Annotated in this window: 7 protein-coding genes; 3 read left to right on the top strand and 4 right to left on the bottom strand. The window is 71.8% G+C overall.

Annotated elements, in window-relative coordinates; all coding sequences use genetic code 11:
• A partial coding sequence (locus tag GTW08_RS15375; RefSeq protein WP_161152104.1) for an Lsr2 dimerization domain-containing protein occupies positions 1-270 on the bottom strand: 270 nt, incomplete at its 3' end.
• A gap of 616 nt (positions 271-886) precedes the next feature.
• Between GTW08_RS15375 and GTW08_RS15380 the strand changes: the two genes are divergently transcribed.
• On the top strand, positions 887-1,366 hold the full coding sequence (locus tag GTW08_RS15380; RefSeq protein ID WP_073574862.1) for a hypothetical protein: 480 nt from the start codon (positions 887-889) through the stop codon (positions 1,364-1,366).
• A gap of 4 nt (positions 1,367-1,370) precedes the next feature.
• Here GTW08_RS15380 and serA read toward each other — a convergent pair whose 3' ends face one another.
• Positions 1,371-2,570, bottom strand: a complete 1,200-nt coding sequence (gene serA / locus GTW08_RS15385) for a phosphoglycerate dehydrogenase (RefSeq protein WP_073574861.1) — start codon at positions 2,568-2,570, stop codon at positions 1,371-1,373.
• A 133-nt stretch (positions 2,571-2,703) separates the two neighbouring features.
• Positions 2,704-3,624: a LysR substrate-binding domain-containing protein gene (locus tag GTW08_RS15390; protein ID WP_161152105.1), complete on the bottom strand. Its 921-nt coding sequence runs from the start codon at positions 3,622-3,624 to the stop codon at positions 2,704-2,706.
• 124 nt (positions 3,625-3,748) lie between these two features.
• On the opposite strand from GTW08_RS15390, the gene GTW08_RS15395 reads away from it, so the two are divergent.
• On the top strand, positions 3,749-4,498 hold the full coding sequence (locus GTW08_RS15395; RefSeq protein WP_073574859.1) for an SDR family NAD(P)-dependent oxidoreductase: 750 nt from the start codon (positions 3,749-3,751) through the stop codon (positions 4,496-4,498).
• 78 nt (positions 4,499-4,576) lie between these two features.
• On the opposite strand, the gene GTW08_RS15400 is transcribed toward GTW08_RS15395, so the two are convergent.
• The gene (locus GTW08_RS15400; protein WP_161152106.1) at positions 4,577-4,804 is read right to left on the bottom strand and encodes a DUF3072 domain-containing protein; all 228 of its coding nucleotides are present in this window, start codon (positions 4,802-4,804) and stop codon (positions 4,577-4,579) included.
• Positions 4,805-4,917: 113 nt separating this feature from the next.
• Between GTW08_RS15400 and GTW08_RS15405 the strand changes: the two genes are divergently transcribed.
• Positions 4,918-5,607: DNA polymerase ligase N-terminal domain-containing protein (locus GTW08_RS15405; protein ID WP_346009915.1), on the top strand; the 690-nt coding region annotated here is incomplete at its 3' end.

Raw genomic sequence — 5,607 nt, forward strand, 5'->3', positions numbered from 1 at the left:
GCGGTTGTGCTCGCGGGTCGCGGCGTCCGAGCCGTCCGCACCGCTGCGCCCGGCCGACGGCGCGGACACGCCCGCGTTGCGTCCGGTGCGCGGGGACCCCGCGGTACGCGCGACCCCGACGAACGGGGCGAGCGCGTCCCGCAGCGCCGCGGCGTTGTCCGCGGTCAGGTCGATCTCGAACCGGCGGCCGTCGAGCCCGAAATCGACGGTCTCGTCGGCGTCGCCGCCGGTGATGTCGTCGACCAGCCGGATCGTCTCGACCTTCGCCACTGCAGTTCCTCCCGGTTCGCCGCCCCGGATTCACCCGGGGTCACCGGAAGCATAACGACGGAGGTTCTCCTAATCGTGGGCGCCCGGCCGGGCGGAACGGCGGAAGTCCCGCGCCCGGACCACACTCGGCCTGGTCGGACGCACCTCACGCAGCGTTCCGATCAGGACGGCGAGGCCGATCAGGACAATGACCAGCAGTACTGCGACGACTGCGCCCACGGTGTTCTCCTCGCCGGTCGGTACGCGGCCACCCGCCGCCGGTGAAAGTGCGATGTACCGACGATAGGAGCGTGCCGAATGGGTCGGCGCGGTATTCGAGCAATTCTCGGGCCGTGCCCGCCGGGGGAGGGCCCAGGTTCGCCGTCTGCCCGCCGTTCGCCGACCACCCGGTCGATCCGCTGAGCGTGCACTACCGACGCCTCGTGTGATCCGACGATCATGTGATCCCGCTCTCGCCCGGATGCCGGACGTGATCTAGAATGCTCTACGAGCCGTAGAACACGGTGCCGACGCCGGACCGTTCGAGGGTCCTCCCACCCGGGCGTCGGGCCCCACCGCGCCGCCTCAGCGCCGGAGGTCCGTCCCGGGACGCGGGGACGGAAATGAGGCCACGGGGATGACGGTCGAAGCCGGTCTGGTCAACGCCGACCTGCGCCGCAAGCGGTCGGTGGACCTGGCGCAGCTGATCCACGAGCAGCACGGGGGACCCGTGACGGCGCTGCGCGAGGCTCTGCTGACCTACCCGTACCCGCACCCGGTGGCCGACTGGCACCGCGCGCGGACCGTCGTCCCGGCGATGCGGGGGACCGGCGAACTGGCACTGGTGGCCTCGACCGCACCGGACCGGAGCTCCCCGGCGACCGGCGTGGGGATCTGGGAGCTCGCCGTCACCGGGTCGGAGCCGTTGGCGCGCGGCGAGGCCGAGGGGTGGGCGCGCGCGCTGTTCGGGTACCGCTGCGCGCCGCTGGTGTACCGGCGCCGGACGGGCGGGCTGTTCCACCGCCCGACCGGCGTCGAGTTCGTCGTCTTCCACGGGGTGCACGGCCCGATGCACCCCTCCGACGTCGAGGAGTACGGCGCGAACGCCTGCGCCTGAGCGCTCAGAGCCGGTAGGACCGCAGCCAGACGGTCTGGGCGGCCCGGCGGAGCGCCGAGAGCACGTCCTCGGGCAGGACCTGGTCGGTGTCGGTCAGCACGTAGCCGAGGTCGCCGCCGGTGGACAACGACTGCCCGACGACGTTGACGCCGGCGTCGGCCAGCAGCCGGTTGATGTCGGCGAGCACACCGGGGGTGCTGGTGTGCAGGTAGGCGGTCCGGAACACCCCGGGCGGGTTCAGGGCGCCCACGTTCGGCAGGTTCACCGACAGGGGAGTGGCGCCGAGCTGCACGAAGTCGAGCAGCTTGCGCGAGACGAAGGTGCCGATGCCCTCCTGCGCCTCCTGGGTCGACCCGCCGATGTGCGGGGTCAGGATGACGTTGTCCAGGCCGCGCAGCGGTGAGTCGAACTCGTCGCCCTGGGCCTTGGGCTCGACCGGGAACACGTCGACGGCGGCGCCCGCGAGGTGCCCGGACAGGATGTTCTCCCGCAGGGCGTGCTCGTCGGTGACCATGCCGCGCGAGGCGTTGATGAACATCGAGCGGGGCTTCATCCGGGCGAACTGCTCGGCGCCGAAGAGGCCGGCGTTGCCGGGGCGGCCGTCGACGTGGATGGAGACGACGTCGGACTCGGCCAACAGCGCGTCCAGGCTCGGCATCCGCCGTGCGTTGCCGTGGGCGAGCCGGTCGGCGGTGTCGTAGAACACGACCTGCAGCCCGATGGCCTCGGCCATGTTGGAGAGCTGGGTGCCGATGTTGCCGTAGCCGACGATGCCCAGGGTGCGGCCGCGGAACTCGTGCGCGCCCTTGGCGGACTTGTCCCAGACGCCCTCGTGCATCCGCTGGGTCTTCTCGGTCAGCCGCCGCGCCAGGACCACGATCTCACCGATGACCAGCTCGACGACGCTGCGCGTGTTCGAGTACGGCGCGTTGAACACGGCGATGCCGCGCTCGGCCGCCGCGGTGAGGTCGACCTGGTTGGTGCCGATGCAGAAGCAGCCGACGGCCAGCAGGTCCTTGGCAGCGTCGAGCACCTCGGCGGTGATCGTGGTGTTGGAGCGGATGCCGAGCAGCTGCACACCGGCGAGCGCGTCGTGCAGTTCGTCGCCGCCGAGCGACCCGGGTCGGGTCTCGACCTCGAAGCCGTCGCGTCGGAACGCCTCGGCGGCGCCGGGGTGGATGTTTTCCAGCAACAGGACCTTCACGCGTCCAACCTAGGACGCCGGGAGGTCTCGGAGGCACCGGGGCCGGGTGATCCTTGCGGCATGACGCCGTACGGGGGTAGAACGGTCGTCTCCGGTGGGCAGGCCCGCAACGGCCGAACTGTCATAACGTGCATTATCGGCTCAACGGATCAGTGCGTCCGGCGCCGCGTGAACCGTTCGTCCCCCAGTCCTGCTGCATCAGCTGGTCGAGCAACGCCGTCTCCGCTCCGCCCGGGGCGCGTCGCACGCCGGCGAGCACCGGCTCCGACAGGGCCGGCCGGAGCGGCCGCGTCAGGTGCTCCCAGCCGTCGGGTACCGCGGAGAACGGCACCACCGTGACCCCCAGACCTTCTGCGACGAGTCTGACCGCGGTCGAGATCTGTGAGGCCCGGCCGACAGTTCGCGGGGCCGGCCCGTGGTCGGCGAACAGACCGGTCAGGTACTCGTCGAGCTTGCTGGCACGGCGGAAACGCACCCATCCCTCACCCACGAGGTCGTCGAGGGCGATCGGCTCGGCGCGTCGCAGCAACGGATGGTCCGGGGGCAGCACGGCGACGTAGGACTCCTCTCCCAGCTCCCGCACGTCGAACAGGCAGCCCGGCGGGATCTCGTGCACCAGGACCATGTCGAGGGTGCCCTGGCGGGCGAGTCGCTCCATCTCCGCCGGGTCGGGTTCCTCGTGGATGGTGACCTGCAGGCGCGGATGCCGGCGGCGCAGCTCGCCGAGCGCGCGAGGAAGTTGACGAGCCCCGAACCCCAGATAGACGGCGATCACGAGCTCGCCCGACAGATCACCGCCGGCAGCCCGGGCGGCGATGAAGGCCCGCCGGGAGGCCGTCGTGGCGACCTCCGCCTCGGCCAGGAACGCCCGCCCCGCCACGGTCGGACTCATACCCTGCGGGGTGCGTGTGAACAGGCGCACCCCGACCTGCTTCTCCAGGGTGCCGATCTGCTGGGACAGCGACGGCTGGGCCACGCCCAGCCGTTCGGCGGCGGCGGTGATGCTGCCCTCCTCGGCCACGGTCAACGCGTACTCGTACTGCCGCAGGTTCACGCCGTACCACCTCGATAGACACTCTCTATGGCAAACATAGTGACAGGCCAATTGTGCCTATGGCAATGCCGGTGTCACCGTTCGGTCCGTGTCTACTGCTCGGTCTAACGGAGAAGGAACCGGAATGCGTCTCGACAACAAGGTCGCCCTCGTCACCGGCGGAGGGGCGGGGCTGGGTCATGCCATCGCCGCGCGATTCGCGGCCGAGGGTGCCCACGTGTTCATCACGGGTCGCCGGAAGGACGTACTCGACGACGCGGCCGCGTCGATCGCCGGCAAGGTCACGGCGGTTCCCGCGGACTCCACATCGGCCGCCGACCTCGCGGATCTCGCCGAGACCATCCGCCGGGAGGCCGGACGCCTCGACGCCCTCGTCGCCAATGCGGGCATGATCGAGCGAGCCGACCTCGGCGAGGTCACCGAGGACCACTTCGACCGCACCTTCGACATCAACGCGCGCGGGACGATGTTCACCGTCCAGACGATGCTGCCTCTCATGCCGGTCGGCGGATCGATCGTCCTCGTCGGGTCGATCCAGAGCACCAAGGGTCTTCCCGGGTCGACGACCTACAGCGCCGCGAAAGCGGCGGTGCGGTCCTACGCGCGCGTGTGGGCCGCCGAGTTCGGCGGTCGCGGTCTGCGCGTCAACGTACTGACCCCGGGCCCCTTCGACACCTCCATCATCGACGGACAGGCCGGGTACTTCGGCGAGGACCCCACCGCGCTGCGCGCCCGGATGGCGACGCACGTCCCGCTGGGCCGCCTCGGCCGGCCCGAGGAGCTCGCCGGTGCGGCCCTGTTCCTCGCCTCGGACGACAGCACCTTCATGACCGGTGCCGAACTCTGCGTGGACGGCGGCATGGCCCAGGTGTGACCGCTGCCGTGGCGGCGAGGGGCGCGCCGACGGCGACGGTCGCCGGCGCGCGACCGTGACGCCGTGGCGTGCGCGGGCTCAGTTCCCGCGGCCGGTCGCGTCCTGCAGCTCGTCGATCCGCTTCGAGGCCTCGGCCTTGGTCATCGCGTCGAGGTTCTCCGGGGCGTCCTGCCCGGCCTGCTGCAGCAGCGTCTCCAGGTAGGAACGCTGCGGGCCGGTCATCGGCTCGTCGCCGGTCGTCCAGTCCGCGGGGTCCTTCTCGGCCGTCCCGGGGTCGACGGCGTCGGTGCTGTGGTCGTTGGCCATGGGTCGAACGTATCTTCGACCGGCACTCCCCGCACGTCGAGCCGTCCCCGCCCCATCGGAACTGTCATAACGGTGACCCGGTCGGTGTCGGTGCCGGTCACTACGCTGCCGCTGTGCCCCTGGACGAGTACCGCCGCCGGCGCGACGCGCGGCGCACGCCCGAGCCGGTGCCCGAGCACGACGCCGGGCCGCCGGGCACCGTCGGCGACCGGTTCGTCGTCCAGGAGCACCATGCGACGGCGCTGCACTGGGACCTGCGGCTCGAACGCGACGGCGTCCTGGCGTCGTGGGCGGTCCCCAAGGGACTACCGGAGGACTCCGAGACCGTCCGGATGGCCGTGCGGACCGAGGACCATCCGCTGGAGTACCTGGAGTTCTCCGGGGAGATCCCGCGCGGCGAGTACGGCGGCGGTGGGATGGCGATCTGGGACCACGGCCGCTACGACACCGAGAAGTGGAACGACCGCGAGATCGCGTTCGTCCTGCACGGCGGGCGCGTCCGCGGCCGCTTCGTGCTGCTGCACCGCAGCTCCGGCGGGCGGAAGGACAACTGGCTGCTGCGCCGCACCCGGGACCAGCCCGACGACATGGACGCCGGGGGTGAGCCGCTCCCCCACGACGTCGTCCTGGCCGTCCCCCGCCCCGCCGACCGGCTGCCCACCGGGGACGGCTGGACGGTCCGCCCGGTCTTCGGTGGCCGCCGGGTGCTGGTGCGGGTCGACGGCGGCCGGCTCTCCCTGCGCCCCGTGGACGGCGACGGCCGGGCCGGGGAGCCGTTCGACCCGCCGGGTGCGCTGCGGGGC

The sequence above is a fragment of the Pseudonocardia sp. SID8383 genome (assembly GCF_009864975.1).
GTDB lineage: Bacteria > Actinomycetota > Actinomycetes > Mycobacteriales > Pseudonocardiaceae > Pseudonocardia > Pseudonocardia alni.